The organism is Sphingomonas sp. P2_B6, assembly GCF_056404755.1.
Map to the genome: position 1 here is coordinate 15820 of NZ_JBFUDK010000026.1, position 25292 is coordinate 41111.

Below are 25292 nucleotides of genomic sequence, written 5' to 3' on the forward strand. Positions count from 1 at the left end.
AGAAGGGGTGCGGTATCAACTCCAAATTCGCTGATCGAGTATATCGGCGCGCGATAGTAATATAGAGGGGAGGGGTCGAGTTGCGGATAAGGGGCGATATAGTCGAGTCCGCGATGATCGATGAACAGTCGTCTGCATCCGGTGCGGTGAAGTATAGCCGGATTCCCTATCCGTCCTTCGATACTCTTTCACCGGAAAAGCATGAACGGGTCTTTGGCGCCAATCAACGGCGCCTGTTGAACGTTTCGCACATGGCGATGCACGCCAGCGATCAGCTCTGGTCCGCCCAGGCGGCTCTCGGCCGGGCCACGATCGAGTGCGACCTCGATCCCAGGCTGCGCGAGCTGGCGATCCTGCGGGTCGCGCACCTGCAGGGTTCCGACTATGAGCTGTTCCATCATCGCGGCCTGGCCCGCGCCGCCGGCCTGAGCGCCGCTGAAGAGGCAGCGGTCCTGGGCGGCGATCCCTCGCTGCTCGCCGCGCCGGATCTGGCCCTGATCGCCTTTGTCGACGCCGTCGTGCGCGACGTCTCGCCCGATGATGTCGTGCTGGCTTCCCTGCGCGCGCTGCATAGCGACCGGTTCGTGTTCGACCTGGTCATTCTGATCGGCAGCTACATGATGACCGCGCGGGTGGCCGCGGTCGGCGGGGTCCAGACCGAGGATCAGCCGGTGAGCGGCTGGTGAGTGTGCCCCTCCCCCTATTCGACACGCACGCGCATCTCATCGCGGACGATCCGGTGGCCTATCCGCCGTCGCCGATGCGCGGCACCACCAGCGTCACGCCCATGACCTATAGCGTCACGGCCGACTGGCTGATCGGGCAGATGGATGCCCACGGCGTGGCGCAGGCGTGCATCGTCCAGCGCGGCCATGTCTATGGCTATGACAATCGCTACATCATCGATTCCGGCCGGCGTTTCCCGGACCGCTTCGTGCCGGTCGTCATCCTCGATGCGCAGGACCCGGCGACGCCGGCGGTGCTGCGGCGGATGGTGCGCGAGGACGGGGTGCGCGGCGTACGCTTCGCCCAGACCCGGTTCGAGGACTATGGTACCGGCTGGATGAACTCGCCGGCGGCGCTGGAGTGCTGGCGCGCGGCCGCCGATCTCGACATTCCGGTCGCGATCATCGTCTTCCGGCTGCACCTGCCCTGGGTGCTGCCCGCACTGAAATTCGTCGCCGAGCGGTTTCCGGGCCTGCGCATCATCCTGGATCATGTGGGTACCGCGCACACGGCGTCGAATCCCGAAATGGGCAAATATCGCGAGCATGGCTTCGACGCGACGCTGCCCGGCCCACCCGATTACGGAATCGGGACCACCATCGCGATGTTCGAGAGGATGCCCAACATGTATTTCAAGGTGACCGAGATCGTGTTCGATCGACTCGCCGATCAGAAAATGGTGCCGGCCAGCTTCGTCCGGCTACTGGCCGATCGCTTCGGAGCCGATCGCCTGATGTGGGGATCCGATCTCGGCCAGAGCGAGAAGAGCTACGAGGTGAAGGCGGCGATGGCACGTTCGGCCGCCGACGCGCTGGACGACGGCGAACGCCGTCGCTTCCTGAACGGCACCGCCGCAGCGGTGTACGCCCGATGAGCGGCGGTGGTGCAACGGGCCCGGTCGGGGGCGCGAACACGGCAGAGGTCGCGGTCGGCCATGTGCTCGACGACCTGCGCTCCGTTCGCCTGCGCTTTGTTCCGCCGATCCTGCTCGGTTTCATCATGCTGTTCGATTCATGGGACAGCGTGGCGATTTCCTATGTCATGCCGTCGCTGACCGCCGAATGGCAGCTCAAGCCGGTGTCGATGGGGGCGCTGATCTCGTCCGGCTATGCCGGGCAGTTCGTCGGCGCCATGCTGCTCGGCATGCTGGCGGAGCGTTTCGGCCGGATGCCGGTGTTCCTGGTCGCGATGACGCTGATGAGCCTGCTGGCGATCGGCTGCGCCATCAGCCCGGATTACTGGACGCTGATCGTGCTGCGTTTCGTCCAGGGGGTCATGATCGGCGGGGCGCTGCCGGTGGCGATCACCTATATCAACGAGCTTGCCCCGACGAGCATCCGCGGCCGATATTTCGGCACCTTCCAGTTCATCTGCATGGCGGGCTACGCGGCGGCGGCGCAGTCGAGCGCGATCGTCATTCCGCATCTCGGCTGGCGCTGGCTGTTCGGGCTGGGCGTCATCCCGCTGGCCCTGCTGCCGCTGGTCGTGCTCCTGCTGCCGGAATCGCCGCGCTGGCTGGCGCGTCTCGGGAGGATCGACGACGTGAACCGCGCGCTCGCCAAGCTCGGCGGCCCGCCGATCGCGGTGGACGCCGAACTGGCGACGGGGGGCCGGAAGGCCCCGGCGGCGGCGCCGACCAGGGTGAAGGCGCTGTTCGCCAGCGATTATCGCAAGCGTTCGATCATCATCATCAGCCTGTGGTTCTTCACCTCCTTCGCCACCTTCGGCCTGACGACCTGGGTCCCGTCAATCTATGTGCGCGAGTTCAAGATCCCGGTTGCCGACGCGCTCGCCTATGCGGCGATTTCGAGCACGTTGTACCTGTTCGCCTCGCCGATCGTCGCGGCGGTCATGGATCATACCGGGCGGCGGCCGCTCGCGCTGGGCGGGACGCTGATCGCCGCCGTCGCATTGCTGTCGCTCGCCGTCCATATCCCGGATTCGCGCACGGTGCTGATCGCGCTGGTCGTGCTCGGCGCGCTGTCGATCTCGATCGGATCGCTGATCGTCTGGCCCTATACGGCGGAAAGCTATCCGACGCGGCTGCGGGCGGTCGGGCTCGGCATGGCCAGCGCGACCGCGCGCGGCGCGTCGATGCTCACCCCGCTGATCGTCGGGGGCATCCTGGCGGAGAGCGGGTCGGTTCGCGTCGTGTTCGGCGTGGTCGGGACCTGCGCGCTGATCGCCTTCCTGCTGTGGCTGACCGCGACGCGCGAGACGGCACGGATGAGCCTGGACGACCTCAAATGAGCCGTGCCGCCGCGGGGACCAGCGCGGCCCGGCCGCCTCGAGTGAAACATTGAATGAAAGGAATTGTCATGTCTGACTATGCTGGCCCGATCTACGATGCCCATGCCCATCTGGTGTCCGACGATCTCGAGAAATACCCGCGCACCCACCCGTTTCGCGAGGGCGCGGTCGAAGGATCGGTGTTCGGCCCCGGCACGATCGGCAAGCCGGGCGGGATGCACGGGCCCAATCCGATCAACGAAAAGCCCAGCGCCGAGAAGATGCACAAATGGATGGCGGAAGAGAATGTCGTCGGCATCGCCGCCGTGCAGAAGGGCATGATCTACGGCACCGACAACAGCTATATCGTCGATGCCGCGGACATCTTCCCCGACGAGATGCGCGCGATCATCATCGTCGATCCGCAGGCACCGGAGACGCCGCAGATGATCCGCGACGATGCGGCGCGCGGCATCATCGGCATCCGCTTCTTCGGGGTGGGCGTGACGGACAAGAGCAAGTGGCTGAGCTCGCCCTCGGCGCTGGAGGCGTGGACGCTCGCCAATGATCTCGGGCTGCTGGTGGATATCGAGGCGCCGGCGCGCGGCGCCGATGTGCTGATCCCGGTGATCGAGGCGATGGCGGACCGTTTTCCGAAGCTGCGCATCGTGCTCGATCACGTCTTCCTGCCCGACGTCACCCAGCCGGATTTCGGCATCGATGCACGGTTCGACGGTTTCAGGGCGCGCGACAACATCACCTATAAATTCACCTCGCTGAACATGGATTTCATCCGCGAGAAGGGCATCGCGCCCGAGGCGGTGCTGCGCCGCGCCGTCGACTATTACGGCCCGGACAAGCTGATGTGGGGGTCCGACATCGGCACGTCCTCGGGCAGCTACAAGGAAATGGTCGCGCGCGCGAAGGAGTCGACCAGGCTGCTGACCGAGGAGGAGCGCCGCAGGGTGCTGCACGACAATGGGCGCCGGGTGTTCCTCGGCTGGAAGGGCTGAGGGGAGTGCCGGGCGGCGACGCCCGGCCCTTGTTCGTTCAAGGCCTGACCGACCTGACGGCGGCTTCGCGATCCTCGCGAGGCCGCCGTTTCCTTTCGTGCCTGTTCCCCGCACCCCTGCAAAAAAGAAAAGGCCCGGGTGAGCTGCGCTGCTCGCCCGGGCCTCCTCCCCTTGTCGGTGAGGATCAGTATTTCGCGCGTACGCCGAACTTGAAGGCCCGGCCGAACGGGTCGAAGTGCAGGCCATTGCCGAAGAAGCGCAGCTGCTTCGGCTCGCCCTTGTCGAACACATTGTTCACGCTCGCGAAGAACTCGACATTGGCGACGTTGATGTGCGCCGACAGGTCCATGTAGAAGCGCGAGTCGACCTTGTTGGTCGTGATGCTGTTCGGGTTGTTGATGTCATAGCCCTCCTGCTCCGGGCCGATCTTGGTCGAATCGAGGATACCCTCGGGGATATAGCGGCCATGCGCGCTGATCCCCCAGCTCGGCCGCGAATAGCTGATCACGCCGTCCAGCTTCCAGCGCGGCACGCCCTGGATGTTGGTGACCGAGCCGGCATTGCCGGTGACGTCGTCGAGCTGGGTCACCACGCCGGTCGCGCCGGTCGTCGACAGATCGAGCACATAATTGCCGTTGACCTGGAGGTCGATATTCCCGCCGAGCGCCGGGATGCGATAATCCGCCACCAGTTCGAAACCCTCGGCGTGCAGCTGGCTGAGGTTCTGCGAGGTAGTGAAGATCGTGTTGATCGATCCGTTCGGATTGAACTGGATCAGGTTGCACAGCAGGTTCTGGTTGCGGCAGGCCGTCGCGATCACCGCCGGCGTCAGCGAGTCGATCGCGCCGTCCACCTTGATGTCGTAATAGTCGATCGACATGTTGAACCGCGGGACGAAGCTCGGCTTCAGCACCACGCCCGCGGTGAAGGTGTTGCCGCGCTCCAGCTTCAGGTTCGGGTTGCCGCCGGCGACGACCAGCTGCAGCGTCGTGCCGCCGACGAACGGATCGGCGAGCGGAAGCTGGGTGGTGGTCGCGTTCGGGCTCGATTCGAGTGCGGTGGGCGCGCGGATGTCACGCGAGCGCGTGACGCGGAAGGTGATGTCGGAGATCGGCGTATAGACCGCGCCCAGCTTCCAGGTCGTCGCATTGCCGAAATTATTATATTTGGTGTAGCGCACGGCGCCGTCGACATCGAGCGCCTTGCCCAGCGCCGAATCCTTGAGCAGCGGGACGCCGGCTTCGAAATAGCCTTCGGTCACCGTCGTCTTGGTGAAGGGCAGCACGGTGGTTGCCGCCTGGATGAACGCGCCCGACAGGGTCAGCGGGTCGGCGTTGCCCTCCGCCGTGTCACTGCGATATTCGCCGCCCGCCGCCACCTTGACCTCGCCGGCCCAGGTGCTGAACGGCGATCCGCGCAGATTGGCCGCGACGACATGCTGTTCGAACTTGCGGCTTTGCGTCGCGGTGCGGAGATAGCGCGCGCCGGCCTCCGGGCTGATCGTGCCGAACAGGTTGATGGGGATACAGCCATTGGTCGGCACCGTCAGCGTCGTGCGGCAGACGATGCTGCCGATCGCGAGCCCGGAGGTGCCGACATTCGCCGCCGTCACCCGCACCGCGTCGACCGCGTTGTTCCATTCCTTGGTGCGCGTCTTGTAGCTGACGACGCTGCCGTCGACCTGGCCATAGGTGTAATAGGCATCCCATGCCCAGCCGCTGCCCAGATCGCCCTTGAGGCTGAAGGCGCCGCGATAGGTCGTGTTCGTGCTCGTGCCGATCGCCAGGCCGTCGGGCGACAGGCCGAACGCCGCGTGGCTGACGAGGATGTTGGTGATCGCCGGATCGGCCGCGAGGATCGCGGCTCGCGTCTGGGCGGAGATATAGGGATTGTTGATGTCGATCGCGGTGCGGTCGTCGAGTGGCGGGGTCGAGCGGGCCGGGCCGCCGACGACGCGCGAATACATGAATTCGACTGACGCCGTGATCGAATCGGTCAGGTCGTAATCGGCATGCGCCATCGCGGAGACGTGCTTGGTCGGCACCACCAGCGGCGAGGGCGTGAGGCCCAGCAGATAGGGTTGGGTCGGGTCGCTGCCGCTCGGGAATTGCTGGAATGACCCGCTCAGATAATTGCCGAACGTGTAGGGGACGAGATTGCCGTTCGCGTCGAACTGCTTGCCGCGCAGGGCGTTCGGCAGCGAGGTCGCCCCGACGTTCAGCACCTGCTGGCCGAGCGTGATCGTGCCGCCCGAGCCGTTGGGTTTGGTCGCGCCGACCAGGATGCCGTTGTCGTTATAGACGAAGTTGACGCCGTCGAGCACGAGCGTCGCGGGCAGGCCGTTGGTGCTGGTCCGGGTCGTCGTGTTGTAGCCCGGATTGGACACATAGTTGGTGTATTTCCGGCACCAGGAGCGGACCTCGCACGGCCCGAGGCCCTTTTCCTCGGCATATTCGACCGCCGCGATCACATGGCCGCGGCCGCCCGAGAAATCGGTGCCGCCGGCGAGCGCGGCATAATAGGTCTGGCCGTCGCCACGCTCGGTGACGCCGACATTCACGTCGCCCTTGAGCCCGTTGAGCTTGGTGTCGAGGATCAGGTTGACCACGCCCGCGACCGCGTTCGCGCCATAGGCGGCGGACGCGCCGCCGGTGACGACCTCGGCGCGCTGCACGACGATGTTGGGGATGCTGTTGAGGTCGACGGTACTGTTGTCGTTGCTCGACACGAAGCGCCGTCCGTCGATCAGCGTCAGGGTGCGCGTGGCGCCCAGGCCACGCAGATCGAGCGTGCGCGCACCGATCGCGCCCGAAACGCGGAAGGAATTGGTCGAGGGTCCGTTGATCGGCCGGAACGACGGGATCTGGTTAAGCGCGTCGGCGATGTTCTGGATGTTGAGCTGCTTCAGCCGCTCCTGGCCGACCACGTTGACGGGTGTCGGCGCGTCGTAGCCGGCGCGGCCGAGGCGCGAACCGGTGACGATGATCTCGCTGGCGGTCTCGTCGGCGGTGTCAGCCTGCGCGACATCGGCCGGCTGGGCCTGGGCCGCCGTGGCGGGCGGGTCGGCCGCCTGCGCCTGGGCCATCGCGGCCGGGCCGTTGACGATCGCGGCGAACGCGATTGCCGCGCCCGAGGTGCGAAGCAGAAAGCTGATCTTGGACATCACTCCCCTCCCTATGTTCGGCGTCCCCCGACCGTGGGAGGACGCTCATGATCCAGTTGTTACCGGTATCTGATGCTAGAGATGTTTCTTAGCGTCGAAATGCTCCGAGAGGCATCTTTATTTGATCTCCACAATGCTTAACCGGGCATAGTGAAACCATGGCTTGATCGCGTTCCGGCATCGCCGGCCTCGACGCTTGATCGATCGCGTGTTCGCTGCGTCGGTCTGCAACTATGCCTGCCGCCTCGGAAAAGTGAGCGGATCACGGACGGATACACTGGTCCTTCCGGAGATTTGACCGCGACGCCCCGTCGTTGCCCCCTTGAACGAGGTTCCGCATGGCGCCCACCGAGTCCCCAGCAGCCGAGCCCGACACGAGCAGCTTCTTCGGCTGGTACACCCTTGCCGACGGCAGGACCCGGCGGGTGTTCTGGGCCTGTTTCCTCGGCTGGGGCCTGGATGCGATGGATGGCCTCATCTACCAATATATGGTGCCGCTGCTGATCGCGGCGCTTGGCCTCACGATCGGGCAGGCGGGCAGCATCGTGTCGGCGAACTTCTTCGCGGCGGCGATCGGCGGCTGGGCGGGCGGCTGGCTGTCCGATCGCTTCGGGCGCGCGCGGATCCTCAAGCTCACCATCCTGTGGTTCTCGGTCTTCTCGTTTCTGTCGGGCTTTGCGCAGGATTACGAACAGTTGCTGATCCTGCGCACCTTGCAGGGCCTCGGCTTCGGGGCGGAATGGGCGGTCGGCGCGGTGCTGCTCGGTGAGATGATCGCGCCGGCCTGGCGCGGGCGCGCGCTGGGCACGATGCAGAGCGCCAATGCCGTCGGCTCCGGCCTGGCCGCGATCCTCGCCGGCCCGGTCGCGGGGCTGATGCCGCTATGGCTCGGCTGGCGCGTCGTGTTCTGGATCGGGCTGGCGCCGGCGCTGCTGACCTTCTTCATCCGCCGCCACGGCGACGAATCGCCGTTGTTCACCAAGGCGACCAAGGGCCGCCACCCGTTCGCGATGTTGCGACGGGATCTGCTGCCGACCACGGCGCTCGCCTGCCTGTTGTCGACCGGCGCGCAGGGCGCCGCCTTCGCGGTCACGTCGTTCCTGACGACCTTTCTGGTGACGGAACGCGGCCTGTCGCTCAGCGTCGCCGGGCTCTTCGTCCTGCTGAACAGTGTCGGCGGCTTCTTCGGCTTCCTCGTCAACGCGCATATCGCCGACCGTTTCGGCCGGCGCGCGACCTTCAGGATTTTCGCGCTGGGCTTCGTGCTGGCGGTGATCGCCTATCTCTATCTGCCGCTCGGCAATTCGGCCTGGACGCTCCTGCCGGCGGGCATGGTCTACGGCTTTTTCCAGTTCGGCATCTACGCGGCATTCGGGCCGTATTTCAGCGAGCTGTTCCCGACCGAGGTGCGCGCCACCTCCCAGGCTTTCGCCTATAATTTCGGGCGGGCGACGAGCTTCATCTTCATCCAGGGCGCGGTGCTGATCGGCGCCGGTATGACGCTGAGCATCGGCATGACGATCATGGGCGTCATCGGCATGGCGTGCGCGCTGGTCGCCACGCTGCTGCTTCCCGAAACCCGCGGGCGCGACCTGCGCGACATTGGCGCCCTTCACTGAGCCCTTACGGGCGTGGCGCGCTACGCCGCGATCCGCGCGCCGTCGAGATGGGCGCGGCGATAGTCGCGCGGCGCGGTGGCGAAGCGGTCGCGGAAGCTGCGCGTGAAATGCGGCGCGCTGTTGAAGCCCCAGGCAAAGGCGATCTCGGTCATCGAATGGCCGCGCCAGCGCGGGTCTGCGATCTGTTTGGCGCATTCCTCGAGCCGGCGGCGCAGGATATAGGCCGATACCGTCTCGCTGTTCGCGGCGAAGATCAGGCGCAGATAGCGCGACGACAGGCGCAGATTGGTCGAGATCGAGCAGGGCGTGAGGCCCGGATCGCGCAGATGCTGCTCGATGTAGAGCTTCACCGCTGCCTGCCGTCCGACGATGATCGAGGAACTGGCCTCCTGCGCCTCGAACGCGATCGCATAGGAGGTCGCGACCAGATCGAGCACATGGCGGGCGACGCGCAGCTGATAAGGCTCGCTGAGCGCATCGCCGCCGCCGAACAGCGCGCCGATCATCGCGACGATCGGGCCCGTCATGCCGTTCCCGCCGGGCAGCCGGCGTGCGCAGAGCCATTCGGGCGAAGGCAGATGATCCCGCAGCATGCGGGTGGGCACGCGTATCGACAACAGGCAGCTCGGCTCGGCGGCGTCGAGGTCGTACGGCACGGCATGGTCGAGCAGGCTGGCGTCGCCGGGGGACAGCAGGACATGGTTGCCGAGCTGGCCCAGGCTCGCGCGGCCATTCAGCAGGAACAGGATCGTGCTGGTCCTGTCGCGCGATCCACCTTCCTGTCCCGGGAGGGAAATGTGCCCGCGAACATTGTCGAGCCGGGTAATCTCGAGCGGCCCGACCCGTGCGAGGGCCGGCTCGCCGCTCGCCGCGGCCGTGCCGCCGGAGGGCGCGGCTAAATCGCCTTCAACGGTCAACCGATCCCGCCTGCACTCGGCCATAACCCCTCCATGATGTGCCCGATTCGGCCAGGGCTAAACCCATTTTCCGATATCATATGGGATTTTGTGGCGCCGCGATCAATCATGCCGTTGGTTCGCGCGGTCGATTCAGCGCGGCAGGCCACACACGTCATAGGGTGTTTTTGGTCCCGGTAACAAGTTCGCGCCTCGAATATCGCGCGCGCTCTTGCAGCGACAGGCATCCGGACATCGAAGGATCGCACCTTGGTATCGACGAGTATTTAAACGTCAAAGACCTTTGCCGCGCAGGGCTATAAGAGCCTCGGCAAAACAGACTGAGGAGGGACAGATGTTCAATCAGGGCAAGAACCGCAAGGTCATCATCACCTGCGCGCCGACCGGATCAGTCCATACGCCGTCCATGTCGCCCCACCTGCCCGTCACCGCCGACCAGATCGCGGCCGAGGCGATCGCGGCGGCCGAGGCTGGGGCTTCGATCATCCACCTCCATGCGCGCAACGAGGATGGCAGCCCCACGCCGTCGCCCGAGGCATTCCTGCGGTTCCTGCCGCGGATCAAGCAGGCGACCAACGCCGCGATCAACATCTCGACCGGTGGCAGCACGACGATGACGCTCGACCAGCGCATCGAAGCCGCCAAGACGCTCAAGCCCGAGGTCGCCTCGCTCAACATGGGGCCGCTGATCTTCGACTTCAGCGCCGCCGCCAACCGGGTCGAGAAATGGGAGCATCCCTGGGAAGAGGAATATGTCCGCGGGTCGACCAACCGGATCATGTACAATGATATCGGCTATATCGAGCGCATCATGCGCGAGGTCGGCATGGCGGGCGGCACCCGGTTCGAGTTCGAATGCTACGACATCAGCCATGTCTATACGCTGGCGCATTTCGCCGACCTGAAGCTGATCGAGCCGCCCTTCATGATCCAGGGCGTGTTCGGCATCCTTGGCGGCATCGGGCCGGACGTGCGCAACGTCGCGCATATGGTGACGGTCGCGGACAGCCTGTTCGGCAACGACTATCATTTCTCGGCGTTCGGCGCGGGCCGCCATCAGATGAGCTTCTGCACGCAGAGCGTGCTGCTCGGCGGGCATTGCCGCGTCGGCCTGGAGGACAGCCTGTCGATCGGCCGCGGCCAGCTCGCGACCTCGAACGCCGAGCAGGTCACCAAGATGGTGCGTGTCGTCACCGAACTCGGCCTCGAGGTGGCGACACCCGACGAGGCGCGCCAGCTGCTCGGCCTCAAGGGTGGCGATCAGGTCAATTTCTAGAGCGGCGAGCGTTAAATCTGATCCGTTCGTCCTGAGTAGGGATCGAGGTGCCGAAGGCGTATCGAGAGCCCGTATCGAAGGACAGGTTGTCGCGCGGAACCTGTCCTTCGATACGCCCTCTCGATACGCCGCTGCGCGGCACCTCGATGGCTACTCAGGACGAACGGGTGGTGGTGGCTCTGATTTAATGCAAGCTACTCTAATGCCCTGAATCCGAAGTTCGTTCCAATACAAACCTGACGTCATGCTGAACTCGTTTCAGCATGACGGAATTCAAATATATCAAACAACTTCAGTTCCAGGCCGCCAGGCCTGGCTTTATTCACGATCGGCCCGTGGGCGGCACGGTATGATTGTCGCGCAGGGGCGCTGAGGCGCGGAGATGGTCCGGCCGGGGCCGCGGCCCGATTGGGACGGCCAACCTTTCGATCAAAGGGGGATATAGGCGCACGCTGATTCGCCCGGCAGAATCTCCGCGCCTCCGCGCCTCCGCGCGAACCCTGTTCTCGATGCGATCGGACCCACAACATCCATGTCGGCCCGTCGACTCCTGGCGCGGGCGCGCGCTCGCTCAGCGCGCGCCTCCGACCTCGATCGTTGCCGCCGAGATATAAGACGCACGGTCCGATACGAGGAACATGATCGCGGCGGAGACTTCCTCGGGCTTGCCGGCGCGCTTCATCGGCAGCAGATCGGCGATGCGATCGAGATGGCCGGGCGCATGGATCTCGGTGTCGATCGGGCCGGGCGCCACGACATTGACCCTTATGCCTTCGAGCGCGACCTCCTTCGACAGGCCGATCGCGAAGCTATCCACGCCGCCCTTCGATGCCGCGTACCAGACATGCTGCCCCGGCATACCGAGCCGCGCCGCGAGCGAGGACAGCAGCACGATCGCGCCGCCCCTGCCGCCATGTCTGGTCGACATGCGCTTGACCGCTTCCCGGCTCGCGATCATCGCACCCGTGAGGTTGATCGCGACGACCTCCGCCAGCGTCTCGTCGCTCTGGTCCTCCAGCCGCCCGGTGCCGCCCGTCACGCCGCCATTATAGACGAAGGCGGTGACCTGCCCGATCTCGTCGGCGGCGGCGAAGAGACGCGCTATATCCGCGGCCTTGCCGGTGTCGGCCTGGACGGCGGTTGCCTCGCCTCCCTTGGCGCGGATCGCCGCGACCACTGCATCGGCGGCATCGACCCGCCCTGCATAGGTGAGCAGTACGTGATAGCCCGCCTGCGCGGCTTCCGCCGCCACCTGCGCGCCGATCCCCCGGCTGCCGCCGGTGATGATGAAGACGCCCTTGTCCATTCGTTCCTCCTCGATCGGTGCGATGCTTGGGATGCCGTACGTGGCCGCTCTATCCGGCGCGCTCCTGCGCCATGCCCTCGGGCACGATCGTCCTGACGATCGAGGCGTCGAGCGCCTCATAATCGTGCAGCCCGATCACGTCGTAGAGCTCGGCGCGCGTCTGCATGCGGGCGACCATGTTCTGGGCGCCGCCATCGCGCGCGATCGCCGCGTAGAGGTCCGCCTGCGCGCGATTGGCGACGCGCAGCGAGGAAACCGGCCAGATCACCAGCTTGTAGCCCATGCTCTCGAACTCGTCCGCCGTATAGAAGGGCGTCTTGCCGAACTCGGTCATGTTGGCGAGCAGCGGGACGCCGGGCATCTTCGCCGCGAACCGCTCGAACATCTGGCGCGTGTTCAGCGCCTCGGGGAAGATCGCGTCGGCGCCGGCGGAGACGTAGAGGCGCGCGCGTTCCACCGCCGCGTCGAAGCCCTCGACGCCGGCCGCGTCGGTGCGCGCGACGATCACCATGTCGCGCGCCGCCTTTTTTGCCGCGGCGACCTTGGCGGCCATGTCGTGCGCGTCGGCCAGTTTCTTGCCGTTCAGATGCCCGCATTTCTTGGGCAGGATCTGATCCTCCAGGTGCACCGCACCCGCCCCCGCATCCTCGAAGGTGCGGACCATGTGCATGACGTTCAGCACTTCGCCATAGCCGGTGTCGCCATCGACCAGCAGCGGCAGGCCGGAGGAGCGGACGATCTGCCGGATGAAGAAGGCGACCTCGTCCACCGTGATGATGCCGAGATCGGGCAGGCCCATCGACGCGGTCATCGCGGCGCCCGACAGATAGAGCCCGTCAAAGCCGGCATTGCGCGCCTGGATGGCCGCCTGGCCGTTATGCGCGCCGGGCAGGCGATAGATGCCCGGCCGGGCCAGTGCGTCGCGGAATCGGCGGCCGGCACTGGCGGTGGGAAGCTGCTCGGCGAGGAGATAGGGCAAGGTGGTTTCCTTGTCTGGCGGCATCAGCGGCCACGGCCGTCGAGGCGATGCTTGCGCAGGAACGCGGACAGCTGGTCGGCGACCGCGACATTGTTGAGATCGGCAAACGGGATATGGGTGTTGCCGTGCAGCCCCTGGTCGGACAGGCGCAGCATCTCCGCCTTGCCGCCATGCGCGTTGACGATGCGCACGAACGCCTCGGCCTGTTTGTAGGTGGCGGCCCAGAATTCCGACTTGTCGATATTGTCGCCCCAGACGAGCTGGATCGGCATGCGCGTCAGCCTGGCGAATTCGGCGGCGGGCACATGGATCGGACCGAAGGCGCCGGGCGGGTCCTGCGGGCCCTCGCCCTCGGGAAAGACGAAGCCGGGATTTTCATAGGAGACGATCGCGGCGACCTTGTCGGTCTTGAGCGCCGTCAGCAGCGCGCGCATGCCGCCGGCCGAATTGGTGACCAGTACCGATCGCCCGATCCGGTCTAGCGCCTTGGCGGCGGCGTCGGATTCGAGCTGGGCATTGGCGATGGTGTCGAACTCGTCGTAGCGCGCTCGCGTCGCCTGTTCCCATGCCGCCTGGTCGCCCCTGGGGAACTGCACGCCAGGGAACCACTCGCCGGCGCGGGGCCCCAGCCGCCAGGCCGTCCAATTGCCCTGGTCCTGCCCGATCCGCGCCTTGTAGCTATAGTCGACACAACCATAATTCGCCCGGCCGACGCGCGGTCCGTCCCAGACATAGGTCGCGAAACCCCGGCGCAGGAAAATGCTCTGGAATCYTTCCCCGCCATCCCAGCGGCGCTGCCAGACGGCCGCGCTGGAGCTGTGCCACAGGAACAACGGGACGGCGCGCGGATTGACCGGAATCTGATATTCGACATGGCCATGGTCGCACGACAGCGTCTGGTCGCCGCCGCCGATGACGCGGCCGCCGGCCTCGAACGAGCCCTGCCGGGCGATCGTGATCGGGGCGGGCGTCGCGGCCAGGGCCGAGCCGGCGACGATGCCGGCCAGCGCGGCGACCAGTCTGGCGCGGCGTGCCCAGTTCCGCCGGCCCATATGCTTCCCGACCGGCGTCTCGATCATCGCGCTTCCCCTGGCTGCATTGTGGTTTCACCCGCTCACAGTTACCGGTATCAGCGTCGGACGCAAGGCGATTGTCCGCCGGACGCGACGGAAGCAAGTGTTGCTGCCGGTACGGCATGAAGCGGGGAGAACGCCATGAATGTCCTGATCGTCTACGCGCATCCTTCCCCGGTATCGTTCAACGCCGCCCTGCGCGACGCCGCCGCCGATGAGGCGCGCGCGCTTGGGCACGAGGTGGTCGTGTCGGACCTGTATGGCGACACTTTCGGTGCGGTCGGCGGGCCGCTCGACTTCGTGGAGGTGCAGAATCCGGCGGCCTTCCATTACCAGTCGGAGCAGCGCGCCGCGGCGCTGTCGGGCGGTTTCGTCCCGGAGATACGGCGCGAGCAGGAGCGGCTGTGCCGGGCCGATCTGCTGATCCTGCAATTCCCGCTCTGGTGGGGCGGCCCGCCCGCCATGCTGAAAGGATGGATCGACCGGGTCGGCGCTTACGGTGTCGCCTATGCCGATGGTACGCGCTTCGAGTCGGGGCTGTTCCACGGTCGGCGCAGCCTGATCAGCGTCACCACCGGCGGTACGCCCCAGCGATTTTCCGACGAGGGCGACTATGGCGCGATCGACAAGATATTATGGCCGACCCAGCATTTGTTCCTCGGCTATCTCGGCTATGATCTCGTCGCGCCGCAGGTCAGCTACGCCGTCGCGCGCCGCGACGATGCCGATCGCCGGCAGATGATCGCCGATCTGCGCGGCCGGGTCGCGGCGCTGCTCGCGCACCCGGTCGATGCCACGCCCATCCCGCCCTCCGCGACATTGCTGGACGCGGTCGGCGCGCGCGACTGGAAAAGCCCGGTCTGACCTGCGCGCCAGGCGCGATATTTCGTCCCGCTGGGAATGTGTCGTCGATCGATTCAATGGCGATCCGGATCGTTGCATCGCCGGCTGCCTCTACCAATATCGCGCGCTCGCCAGCCGCGCCCCCTCCGCCAGCACCGCGAGCTTTGCCCAGACGATGTCGGGATCGACCCCGCCCGAGCCGACATGGACCGAAAAGCCGCAATCGATCCCGGCCATCACATTGTCGCGCCCGACCAGATCGGCATAGCGCCCGATCCGCTGCGCGATCAGCTCGGGATGCTCGATATAGCTGGACTGGCATTCGATCACGCCCGGGATCAGCATCTTGCCCTCCGGCACGCCGCTTCCCTCGAACATCTCATATTCATGGGCGTGGCGGGGGTTGGCCGCCTCGAACTGGATGGCGTGCGGCCGCGCGCGCCAGGCCAGGTCGATGATGTCCTTGAACGGCACGTCGCAGTGGTGCGGCCCCGGATAATTGCCCCAGCACATATGCATGCGCAGCTGGCGTTCGGGGATGTTGGCGGTGGCGTGGTTGAGCGCCTCGATGTTGAGCATGATCCGGTCGCGGAACTGCGAGAGGGTCAGGTCGCGGAACTGGGTATGGCGGCCCATCGCCAGATCCGGGCAGTCGACCTGCAGGATGATCCCGGCGGCGGCGATCGCCTCATATTCGTGGCGCAGCCCCTCGGCGAGCGCGAAGAGATAGGCTTCGTCGCTGTCATAATAGTCGTTGGCGAAGAACAGCGCGGTGACCCCCGGCGAGGCGGCGCTCATGAATGCCTGCCGCCCCGGATGCGGCGCGAGCGCGGCGTTGAGCGTGCGGGTATCCTGTTCGACCGCGGTCATGTCCTTCACCGAGATCGGGGCATTGCAGGCCGGGGTCTTGCGGTGCCTGCGGCCGGGATCGCCAAAGATGCGCTGCTTGACGCCCGGAAAATCCTCGACGTCGGCAAAGACGTAGCTGTTGCCCGCGCCGCCGAAGCCGTTGAGCCGGTCCTTGATATAGGTCGCATAGCTCGGCTTGGACTGTTCGCCGTCATTGACGATGTCGATGCCGGCTTCGGCCTGTTTGGTCACGACATGGCGGACGGCGGCTTCGATCCGCGCATCGACCGCCACGGGATCGAGCGGCAGCCCCTCTTCCCGCGCGAACATCAGCGCGATCAGATCGTCCTGGCGCGGCAGGCTGCCGACATGCGTGGTGAGGAAGCGGCCGGCGGTCATGCGCGCGGGATCGGCGGGAGGAGGAACATCGGGGCGGCCTTTCAGTGGGGAAGCGAAACGAGGAGATCCGCGAGGATCGCGTTGAACTGGACGGGATTGTCGAGATTGCAGAGATGCCCGGCGTCATCCACGCCGATAACGCGGCCGGCGGGCGCGGTTGCGCCGATAAAGGCGGCGACCCGCCGCCGCCACGCGGTGTCGCCCGCGCCGGCGACGGCCAGCACCGGCATCGGCAAGGCGGCGATGTCGTCGCGGCCGATCGTGATTGGGGCGGGCGCCGCCAGCAGATCGCGCCCGTCATAGTCCTCCAGCATGGCATCGAGCAGCGGCCGGGCAGGCTCGGCGGCCTCGATCAGCTCATGCGTCGCCCAATCGGCCTTCATCGCGGCGAGCCGCCCGGCCCGGATCATGTCGGCATAGCGGGGGCGCGGGATGTCCCGTTCGTCGTCGCCCTGGGGCACGACGCCGTGCAGCGGCGCGCCGACCAGCACCAGCGCGCTCAGCCGTTCGGGCCGGTGGCGGGCATAATCGAGCGCGACGCTCGCGCCCTGCGACAGGCCGACCAGCACGAAGCGACCGGCGCGCGCGAGACGATCCACGTCGCGCCACTCGCGAGCGAGATCGGGCGGCGCGGTCGACCGGCCGAAGCCGCGCCGATCGGGCATGACCAGCCGCGCCCGGTCAGCGAGCGGATGCTGCGGCAGCCAGCTGCGATGATCGAGCGTCCAGCCATGGAGCAGGACCATGTCGGGTCCGGTGCCGGCGACGAGCGTGTGGAGCACGCCGTCCCCGACATCGACATCGATCATCGTCCGCGCGGCCGCGCCAGGAAGCATGGGTTCAGCACCCCGGGTCGATGCGGCCGCTCGTCTTCACTGCGCGTCTTCGAGGATGTGGCGCACGTCGTTGTTCGGCCGGTGATCGCCCGCGAGCCAGCGCTTCAGCTCGGAATGCGCATCCTTCAGGCGCATCGCGTTGATCTCGTCGGCCTTGTCCGCGTCGCGGGTGAACTCGACGATCATGCCGTCGGGATCGACCACATAGACCGATCGGCAATAGCCATGTTCGAGGATATAGGTCCCCGGCGGCTCGATGCCCGCCTCGACGATCCGGCGCTCCAGATCGGCCTGGGCCGCGGCGTCGACGTTCAGGGCGATGTGGCGGAACGGGCTCGACGGAAGCTCGGGGCCGAACTCGGCCTGGTCGTCAGCGTCGGCGAAGGAGAAGAAGGCCAGCGCGCTGCCATCGGAAAGGCCGAAGAAGCAATGGCAATAGGTCCGTTCCTTGCCGAACAGGTCTTCCTGCTCGCACCAGGTGGCGACCAGCGGAAAACCGAGAATATCCTCGTAGAAATGGCGCGTCGCCTCGAGGTCCTTGGCGACATAGGCGGTGTGGTGCAGGCGGCTGGATGGGGAAACGGTCATGTTTCGGCTCCTGTCGTTTCGATCAGTTGGCGGGCGAGGATGCGGCGAGCTTCCGGGCAATTCTGGCGACATGATCGCCCTGGAATCGGGCACCGGCAAGTTCGTTGTCGCTGGGCGGCCGGCTGCCGTCGCCGCCGGCGATCGTCGTCGCGCCATAGGGCGTGCCGCCGCTGATCTCGGTCATGATCGCGTTGCCGGCGAAGCTGTAGGGCAGGCCGACCACGACCATGCCATGGTGAAGCAGGGTGGTGTGGAACGAGGTGATCGTCGTCTCCTGCCCGCCATGCTGGCTGGCGGTGCTGGCGAACACGCTGCCGACCTTGCCGATCAGCGCGCCGGTGGCCCAGAGCGGACCGGTCTGGTCGAGGAACGTGCGCATCTGCCCGGCCATGTTGCCGAAGCGGGTCGGCGTGCCGAAGATGATCGCATCATAATCCGCCAGCTCGCCCGGCGTCGCGAACGGCGCTTCCTGGTCGAGCTTCATGCCCGCGGCGCGTGCCTGCTCCTCGCCCATCGTCTCCGGAACGCGCTTCAGCACCGCCTCGCAGCCCTCGACGCCCGCGGCGCCTTCGGCGACCGCGCGCGCCATCGTCTCGATATGGCCGTAGGAGGAATAATAGAGGATCAGGATGCGAGTCACTTATGGTCCTTCAATTGGGGCTGCTTCAGAATTTGACCGTCCCCTCAAGCCCGTAGATGCGCGGCCGCGCCTTGAACACGAAGCCGCCGGGCGAGAATTCGGCATTGTATTTCTTGTCGAACAGGTTGCTGGCAAAGGCCGTGAGCGTCCATGCGCCGCCGTCGAGCGCGAGCCGCGTGTCGACCACGTCGACCGGGTCGCGCGACGTGGAGTTGGTCACGTCGAACCAGGTGCGGCCGGTGCGGCGATAATCCACCCGCAGCCGCGCCTTGAGATCGCTTGCGCCGAGCCGGGTCTCATATTGCCCGCCGGCATTGAGGGTATAGCGCGAGATGAACGGCGCTTCGTTGCCGATCACCGTCGGATCGGGAAACTTTTTGATCTCCGAATAGGTGAAGCCGAGCCCGACATTGAAATCCAGGCCGCGCGCCGGGTGGATCGCGCTTTCGAGTTCGAAGCCGCGCAGCCGGGTCTCGGGCACGTTGCCGAGATTCTGGGTCGAGTTGGCCGCGAGAAAGACGAAGAAATAGCCGTTCTTCGACTTGGTCGTATAGGCGCTGCCGTTGAAGGTCATCAGGTTGTTGAACAGCGTGCTCTTGAAGCCGAGCTCGAACGTGTCGGCGGTTTCCGCCTCATAGATGTCGCCGACGCCGACCACGCCGGTGCCCGCCGCCACCGCGCCGACGCCGGTCTGGTTGAAGCCACCCGACCGGAAGCCGCGGCTGTACCCGCCATAGAGCGTGAGGTTCTTCACCGGCTTCCACGTCACCGTGACCTTCGGCTGCCATGACGAGAACGACCGGTCGCGCACTTCTCCGCTGGTGCCGGCCGGGAAGCCGGTTACCACCGGGATGAAGGCAGGCGGCGTCAGCGTGGTGTTGCTGCGCTTGTCGTGGTCGTAGCGGAGCGACCCGTCGATCCTGAGCGATTTGGAGAATTCATAGCCGAGCCCGGCATAGACCGCCCAGGCGAAATTATCCTGGCTGTCGGCGAGGAAAGTCGCCTGCGGGTTGAGCGGATTGGTGCTCGGGGTGCGATAGACCGGGAACACGCCCTTGCCGGTATCGACCATGTTGCCGGTCGAGATGTAGCGATCGGTGTGGATGAGATAGGTGCCGAGCGACCATTCGAGCGGCTGGTTGTCCGGCGACGAGATCCGCAGATCCTCACTGATCGCGCGGACGTCGAGGAACTGGCTCTGGTTGAGGTCGAAGCCGAGCAGGCTGAAGAACAGCGATTCCGGAATGGGCAGGAAATTGAAGGCGTCGCCGGTCAGGATCTCCGAGACCTTGTCGTAGGAGGTGATCGACCGGATCGAGCCCCAGTCGGCCTTGTAGTCGAGCTTGGCCGAGACATTGTAGATGTCGCGATTGTCGATGCCGGCATTGTTGACGCGCACCGGCAGGCTCACGTCGTTCACGTCGTTGACGATGTTGTAGTAGAAGGCCTGGGTCTTCAGTAGCGAGACGAAGCCGCGCAGGTCGACGCTGAAATTGTCGGTCGGCTCCCACAGCAATTTGCCGCGGACCGAGAAATCCTTCACCGGATCGGCGTCCTTGCCGAGGAAGGTGTTGGGAATATAGCCGTCGGTGTCGCGCCATGACCCCGACAGGCGGAATTTGAGCGTATCGCTGATCGGGCCGCTGAGACCGGCGCGAAGCGTATAGCCGAACCCATTGTCGATCCCGGCCATGATGCGGCCCTCGAGCGTGTCGCTCGGCTGCTTGGTGGTGATGACGATCGCGCCGCCGATCGCGTTGCGTCCGTAGAGACCGCCCTGCGGGCCCTTCAGGATCTCGATCTGGTCGATGTCGAACAGTTCCTGGTTGAACTCGGCGGCGTTGACCTGCTGCACGCCGTCGACGACGACCGCGACCGACGGCTCGGAATTGCGGTTCTGGGTGATGCCGCGGATGATGACGAAGGCGTTGCCGACATTCTGCGTCTCGATCAGCTGCACGTTGGAGGTCAGCGCGATGAAGTCGGCGGGCTTGTCGATGCCGGCGGCTTCGATCGTCTTCGAATCGAACGCGGTGATCGCGGCCGGCGTGTCCTGAAGCCTGGTGTCGCGGCGCAGCGCGGTGACGACGATGTCGTTGCCGGGTTCGGCAGCCTCGGTCGGCGCCGGCGCTTCCTGCGCGGCGGCCGGCACCGCGACCGCCAATGTGAGCGCGGAGACCGATCCCGCCAGCAAGGTCCTAATCCTGATCGCCGTCCAGATCGCCGGTTTCATCACCCGATTCCTCCCCAATCCCGGCGCGTGCCCTTTTTTTGCAAGAGTCCCCGCGCCTGTCTCCTGGAGGCAGAGTGATTGTTTCGTCATTCGAAGTCAAGTTCGATATGCGAAGTTTGGGATGACAAAAGTCCTCCGCGCGCCGACATCGTGGCCGGGGCGGGCAGAGCTATGACGATGGCGTGATAGGGTTCGGTTCAGCCGGAATGCAGCGAGTGGATCAGCGCGGGCCAACGCTGCAGCGCGTTGCCGATTTCGGCCGCGGCGTCGCGCAGCAAGGGCAGGCGGGTGCGCACCAGTTCGTCCTGCGAGATGCGCGTGGTCGAGGTCGAGCAGTTGATTGCCGCCACGATGCGCCGCCGGGCGTCGAAGACCGGTACGGCGACCGAGACCAGCCCGTAATCGAGTTCGTCCAGCGCCGAATCATACCCCGTGGTGCGGGCGGCCGCGAGCCGCGCCTGCAGGCCCTCCGTGGTGGTCACGGTCCGTTCGGTGAACCGCGTCATCCTCGCGCGGTCGAGATAGGCCGCGATCACCGCCTCGTCCTGGAAGGCGAGCAGCACCTTGCCCAGCGATGTCGCATGAAGGGGGAAGCGGGTGCCCACCGTCGCGCCCAGGCGCAGATGGCGCGTGGTGGAGACATGCGCGACATAGAGGATGTCGTCGCCCGACAGCACGGCCATGGACGAGCTGTCGCCGGTATCGTCGCGCACCCGCTGCAGGGGCGGCAGCACGACCTGTTCCACGTTCATCGACGACAGATAACTGGTGCCGAAGGTCAGCACTTCAGCGCGCAGCAGAAATTTGCGGCCATATTGAGCGACATAACCCAGCTGCACCAGCGTGTTCAGGCACCGGCGCGCGACCGCCGGGCTAAGCCCGGTCAGCTGCGCGACCTCGCTCAGCTGCATTTCCGGATGGGCCGCGTCGAACGCGCGCAACACGCGCAGGCCGCGCTCGAGCGTCGAGAGATACTCGCTGTCCTTGGGCGGCTTCTCGGTCGCGGGCATGCCCTGCGTTACTGTTCGGAACGGCACAGGGCAAGCGGGCGCCATCCCGGCCCGCCGCCGCTCATTCGGTGACGGCTGCCGTGGTGCGGTCCCCCAGCAGGGCCGCGTTGTGCTGGCCCAGTACGGGCGGGGCGCTCACCTCGAGCATTGCCTCGCCGTCGAACTGCACCGGCGATCGGATCGTGCGGAAGGCGCCGTGCGGCCCGGCCGGGTCCTCGACGCACAGACGCAGATGCTTCGCCTGGTCGGTCGCGATGACCTCCGGCGCGGAATAGACTGGCGAATGCGRCACTTCGAGCCGCTCCAGCACCCCGCACCAGTCAGCGCGGGTGCGGGTGGCGAAGATCGGCGCGAGGAAGGCGGCGACCTTCTCGTAATTCTCGATCCGCGCGGCGCGGCTGCCGAACTCCGGGCGCGCGAGCATGTCGGGCTGGCCGACCGCCTCGGCGAGATTGTCCCAGAATTTCTGCGGCGACGACATGTGCAGCGCGATCCAGCCGCCGTCGCTGCACTGGAAGACATAGGATTGCGAGACGTTGGGCCGGCTATAGGGGCCCATCACCTCGCCTTCGGAGAAATAATGCGTGAAGTCGTCGAGGTTGAAATGCGCCATCGCCTCGAACATCGACACTTCGACGTGGCGCCCCCTGCCGGTCGTCTCGCGCTCATGAAGCGCGGCGAGCACGCCATAGGCGCCGTAGAATCCAGTCACCGCATCAGCCAGCGCCGGGCCTACGACGCGGGGATTCTCCGGATTGATCAGCAGGCGCAGGAAGCCGCTGGCCGCCTGAGCGACCGTGTCGAAAGCGGGCCGGTCGCTGTCCGGTCCGGTCGGTCCGAAGCCCGAAATCGACAGGTAGATCAGCCGGGGATTGATCGCCTGCAGCCGCGCGACATCGACATTAAGTTTGGCGGTAACGCCCGGGCGGAAATTCTGGATGAAGATGTCGGCCCCGGCCACCATGCGGTCGAACGCGGCGAGATCGTCCACGTCGCGCGTGTCGAGCGTGATCGAGCGCTTGTTGCGGTTATAGGTCTGGAAATGCGGGCTGTAGAGACCGCCGTTGAAGGCGCGGAACGGATCGCCGCCATCGGGGCGTTCGATCTTGATGACGTCCGCGCCCATATCGGCCAGCAACATGCCCGCCGCCGGGCCAGTGATGAACGTCCCCATTTCAAGCACGGTGACATCGGCGAGCGGCTTGGCCATGTTGACTACTCCTTGCCGCACGGCATAGAAACTTCGATATACGAAATCAACTTCGTAAATCGAACTCGGCGCCCGTCTACGCGGGCGCGTGTTGTAAAAGGGCAGAGACGATGCGGATTGGCAAACAGGATGCGCCCCATTCGGCGATCTGCACGTCGGACGCGACCAGCATCACGGTGCGCGGGCGCGATCTGTGCGGGGAGATCATCGGCCGGATGGATTTTACCAGCTATTTCTGGCTGCTGGTGACGGGCAAGGCGCCGACCGAAGTGCAGCGCTTCTTCGCCGATGCGGTGCTGACCGCGATCGCCGAGCATGGCCTGGTGCCGAGCGTGGTCGCCGCGCGCATGACCTATGCCGCCGCGCCCGAGGCCTTTCACGGGGCGGTCGCGGCCGGGCTGCTCGGTTGCGGCTCGGTGGTGCTGGGCAGCGCGGAGGTCGCGGGGCGCTTCTACGCCGATCTGGTCGCCGAAGCCGCGGCGGGCGCCAGTGTGGCTTCGGTCGCTCAGGCAGGGATCCGCCGGCTGCGCGAGACCAAGCGCGCCATTCCCGGCTTCGGCCATCCCCAGCATAGCGAGGGCGATCCGCGCGCGCTGCTGCTGCTCGACCTGGCCGAGCAGCACGGCATCGTCGGCGATCATCTTCGCATGCTCTACGCGATCCGCGACGCCTTGCCCGGCACGCTCGGCCGCGCGCTGCCGATCAACGTGAACGGCGCGATTCCCGCGGTGATGCTCGACGTCGGCTTCCCGGTCGGCGCGCTCAAGGGCATCTCGCTGCTCGCCCGCACGGCGAGTCTGATCGGCCATCTCCAGGAGGAGGCCGATCGGCCGATCGGCTTCATCCTGTCCGGCGCGGCCGCATCGGCGATCAGCTATGACGGGGAGTGAGCGTGCCTGATGGGCACGAGCGACACCGCGGCTGAACGGACCGCCTTGCCGTTCACGCATGCTGGGGCCGCCCAGCGTCCGGTTGTTGCCGTGCGGTGACGTCTTACGTTGCGTGTGCGGTCGCTTCGATTAGGAAGGGGGCAAGAGGAGATCCGGTTTTACATGAATCCCGATTTCAAGACCCCGTTGCTCGACACGGTTCATACGCCCGCGGATCTCAGGGCGCTTTCCCCGACCMGGCTTCGGCAGCTGGCCGACGAGTTGCGGGCGGAGACGATTGCGGCGGTGGGGGTGACGGGGGGTCATCTCGGCTCGGGGCTYGGCGTGGTCGAGCTGACGACGGCGATCCATTATGTGTTCGACACGCCGCGCGACCGGTTGATCTGGGACGTGGGTCACCAATGCTATCCGCACAAGATCCTGACCGGSCGCMGGGACCGGATCCGYACGCTGCGCATGGGCGGGGGGCTGTCGGGTTTCACCAAGCGCAGCGAGAGCGAATATGACCCGTTCGGTGCGGCGCATTCGTCGACCTCGATCTCGTCGGCTTTGGGTTTTGCGATCGCCAACAAGATCAAGGAYCAGCCGGGCAAGGCGATCGCGGTGATCGGCGACGGGGCGATGTCGGCGGGCATGGCCTATGAGGCGATGAACAATGCGGAAAGCGCGGGCAACCGGCTGATCGTGATCCTCAACGACAATGACATGTCGATCGCGCCGCCGGTGGGGGGCCTGTCGGCCTATCTGTCRCGCATCGTGTCGAGCCGGGAGTTCCTGTCCTTGCGCGAGCTGGCGCGGCGCCTGGCGCGCAAGCTGCCGCGGCCGCTGCATTCGGCGGCGAAGAAGACCGATTCGTTCGCGCGCGGCATGGCGATGGGCGGGACCTTGTTCGAGGAGCTGGGCTTTTATTATGTCGGCCCGGTCGACGGGCATAATCTCGACCAGCTGATCCCGGTGCTGGAGAATGTGCGCGATGCCGAGGAAGGCCCGATCCTGGTCCATGTCGTGACCAAGAAGGGCAAGGGCTATGCGCCGGCCGAGGCGGCGGCGGACAAATATCACGGCGTGCAGAAGTTCGACGTGATCACCGGTGCCCAGGCCAAGGCGCCGCCGGGACCGCCGGCCTACCAGAATGTGTTCGGCGCAGCGCTCGTCCAGGAAGCCGCCACCGATCCACGCATCTGCGCGATCACCGCGGCGATGCCCTCTGGCACCGGGCTCGATGCCTTTGCCCAGGCCTATCCCGAGCGCTTCTTCGATGTCGGCATTGCCGAGCAGCATGCGGTGACCTTTGCCGCCGGGCTCGCCGCGCAGGGCATGCGGCCATTCTGTGCGATCTACTCGACCTTCCTGCAGCGCGCCTACGACCAGGTCGTGCACGACGTGGCGATCCAGAATCTGCCGGTCCGGTTCGCGATCGACCGGGCCGGCCTGGTCGGTGCCGACGGCGCGACGCATGCCGGCAGCTTCGATGTGACCTATCTCGCGACCTT

General features: G+C 66.1%; 21 protein-coding genes. 9 read left to right on the top strand and 12 right to left on the bottom strand.

Annotated elements, in window-relative coordinates:
• The first annotated feature begins 236 nt into the window (after positions 1-236).
• The 4 genes from AC1DX5_RS23315 (at position 237) to AC1DX5_RS23330 (ending at position 3968) form a co-directional block, all read left to right on the top strand.
• The gene (locus AC1DX5_RS23315) at positions 237-686 is read left to right on the top strand and encodes a carboxymuconolactone decarboxylase family protein (RefSeq protein ID WP_478017648.1); all 450 of its coding nucleotides are present in this window, start codon (positions 237-239) and stop codon (positions 684-686) included.
• Entirely contained in the window at positions 683-1600 is a 918-nt protein-coding gene (locus AC1DX5_RS23320; protein ID WP_478017650.1) for an amidohydrolase family protein, read from the top strand. The genes AC1DX5_RS23315 and AC1DX5_RS23320 overlap by 4 nt, the downstream gene beginning before the upstream one ends.
• Positions 1597-2976 (top strand): MFS transporter, encoded by a 1380-nt coding sequence (locus tag AC1DX5_RS23325; RefSeq protein WP_478017652.1) that lies wholly within the window; start codon positions 1597-1599, stop codon positions 2974-2976. Before AC1DX5_RS23320 ends, AC1DX5_RS23325 begins: the two co-directional genes overlap by 4 nt.
• 68 nt (positions 2977-3044) lie before the next feature.
• Complete coding sequence (locus AC1DX5_RS23330) at positions 3045-3968, top strand: amidohydrolase family protein (RefSeq protein ID WP_478017654.1); 924 nt, start codon at positions 3045-3047, stop codon at positions 3966-3968.
• Positions 3969-4152: 184 nt separating this feature from the next.
• On the opposite strand, the gene AC1DX5_RS23335 is transcribed toward AC1DX5_RS23330, so the two are convergent.
• Positions 4153-7131 carry a TonB-dependent receptor domain-containing protein gene (locus AC1DX5_RS23335; protein WP_478017656.1) on the bottom strand — a complete coding sequence of 993 codons (2979 nt, stop codon included), beginning with the start codon at positions 7129-7131 and terminating at the stop codon, positions 4153-4155.
• Positions 7132-7469: 338 nt separating this feature from the next.
• Between AC1DX5_RS23335 and AC1DX5_RS23340 the strand changes: the two genes are divergently transcribed.
• Positions 7470-8750: an MFS transporter gene (locus AC1DX5_RS23340; protein WP_465174584.1), complete on the top strand. Its 1281-nt coding sequence runs from the start codon at positions 7470-7472 to the stop codon at positions 8748-8750.
• Positions 8751-8770: 20 nt separating this feature from the next.
• Here the strand turns inward: AC1DX5_RS23340 and AC1DX5_RS23345 are convergent, their stop codons facing one another.
• Positions 8771-9667, bottom strand: a complete 897-nt coding sequence (locus AC1DX5_RS23345; protein WP_478017657.1) for a helix-turn-helix domain-containing protein — start codon at positions 9665-9667, stop codon at positions 8771-8773.
• Between the two features lie 334 nt (positions 9668-10001).
• Here AC1DX5_RS23345 and kce point away from each other — a divergent pair, with 334 nt between their 5' ends.
• Positions 10002-10943, top strand: a complete 942-nt coding sequence (gene kce, locus AC1DX5_RS23350) for a 3,5-dioxohexanoate:acetyl-CoA acetone transferase (protein WP_465174582.1) — start codon at positions 10002-10004, stop codon at positions 10941-10943.
• Positions 10944-11514: 571 nt separating this feature from the next.
• Here kce and AC1DX5_RS23355 read toward each other — a convergent pair.
• From AC1DX5_RS23355 to AC1DX5_RS23365, 3 genes are read right to left on the bottom strand one after another with little or no spacing between them, the layout of a single operon-like run.
• Positions 11515-12249 carry an SDR family oxidoreductase gene (locus AC1DX5_RS23355; RefSeq protein ID WP_465170342.1) on the bottom strand — a complete coding sequence of 245 codons (735 nt, stop codon included), beginning with the start codon at positions 12247-12249 and terminating at the stop codon, positions 11515-11517.
• Between the two features lie 49 nt (positions 12250-12298).
• Positions 12299-13228, bottom strand: a complete 930-nt coding sequence (gene prpB / locus AC1DX5_RS23360) for a methylisocitrate lyase (RefSeq protein WP_478017659.1) — start codon at positions 13226-13228, stop codon at positions 12299-12301.
• Between the two features lie 23 nt (positions 13229-13251).
• Positions 13252-14307 (bottom strand): alpha/beta hydrolase, encoded by a 1056-nt coding sequence (locus AC1DX5_RS23365; protein WP_478017660.1) that lies wholly within the window; start codon positions 14305-14307, stop codon positions 13252-13254.
• Positions 14308-14442: 135 nt separating this feature from the next.
• Between AC1DX5_RS23365 and AC1DX5_RS23370 the strand changes: the two genes are divergently transcribed.
• Complete coding sequence (locus tag AC1DX5_RS23370) at positions 14443-15165, top strand: NAD(P)H-dependent oxidoreductase (protein WP_478017663.1); 723 nt, start codon at positions 14443-14445, stop codon at positions 15163-15165.
• Positions 15166-15255: 90 nt separating this feature from the next.
• On the opposite strand, the gene AC1DX5_RS23375 is transcribed toward AC1DX5_RS23370, so the two are convergent.
• The 7 genes from AC1DX5_RS23375 to AC1DX5_RS23405 form a co-directional block, all read right to left on the bottom strand.
• Positions 15256-16392: a cobalamin-independent methionine synthase II family protein gene (locus tag AC1DX5_RS23375; protein WP_478017666.1), complete on the bottom strand. Its 1137-nt coding sequence runs from the start codon at positions 16390-16392 to the stop codon at positions 15256-15258.
• Positions 16393-16433: 41 nt separating this feature from the next.
• Entirely contained in the window at positions 16434-17228 is a 795-nt protein-coding gene (locus tag AC1DX5_RS23380; RefSeq protein ID WP_465170337.1) for an alpha/beta fold hydrolase, read from the bottom strand.
• 36 nt (positions 17229-17264) lie between these two features.
• Complete coding sequence (locus AC1DX5_RS23385; RefSeq protein WP_465170336.1) at positions 17265-17816, bottom strand: VOC family protein; 552 nt, start codon at positions 17814-17816, stop codon at positions 17265-17267.
• A 22-nt stretch (positions 17817-17838) separates the two neighbouring features.
• The gene (wrbA, locus tag AC1DX5_RS23390) at positions 17839-18456 is read right to left on the bottom strand and encodes an NAD(P)H:quinone oxidoreductase (protein WP_478017670.1); all 618 of its coding nucleotides are present in this window, start codon (positions 18454-18456) and stop codon (positions 17839-17841) included.
• Between the two features lie 25 nt (positions 18457-18481).
• On the bottom strand, positions 18482-20689 hold the full coding sequence (locus AC1DX5_RS23395) for a TonB-dependent receptor (protein ID WP_465170334.1): 2208 nt from the start codon (positions 20687-20689) through the stop codon (positions 18482-18484).
• Positions 20690-20886: 197 nt separating this feature from the next.
• On the bottom strand, positions 20887-21699 hold the full coding sequence (locus AC1DX5_RS23400; RefSeq protein ID WP_465170333.1) for an IclR family transcriptional regulator domain-containing protein: 813 nt from the start codon (positions 21697-21699) through the stop codon (positions 20887-20889).
• 61 nt (positions 21700-21760) lie between these two features.
• Complete coding sequence (locus tag AC1DX5_RS23405) at positions 21761-22909, bottom strand: CaiB/BaiF CoA transferase family protein (protein ID WP_478017671.1); 1149 nt, start codon at positions 22907-22909, stop codon at positions 21761-21763.
• 110 nt (positions 22910-23019) lie between these two features.
• On the opposite strand from AC1DX5_RS23405, the gene AC1DX5_RS23410 reads away from it, so the two are divergent.
• A complete protein-coding gene (locus AC1DX5_RS23410; RefSeq protein ID WP_478017673.1) occupies positions 23020-23799 on the top strand; it encodes a citryl-CoA lyase in 780 nt (259 codons plus the stop codon).
• 162 nt (positions 23800-23961) lie between these two features.
• Positions 23962-25292, top strand: a 1331-nt coding sequence (gene dxs, locus AC1DX5_RS23415; protein WP_478017675.1) for a 1-deoxy-D-xylulose-5-phosphate synthase, incomplete at its 3' end; no start/stop codon positions are given.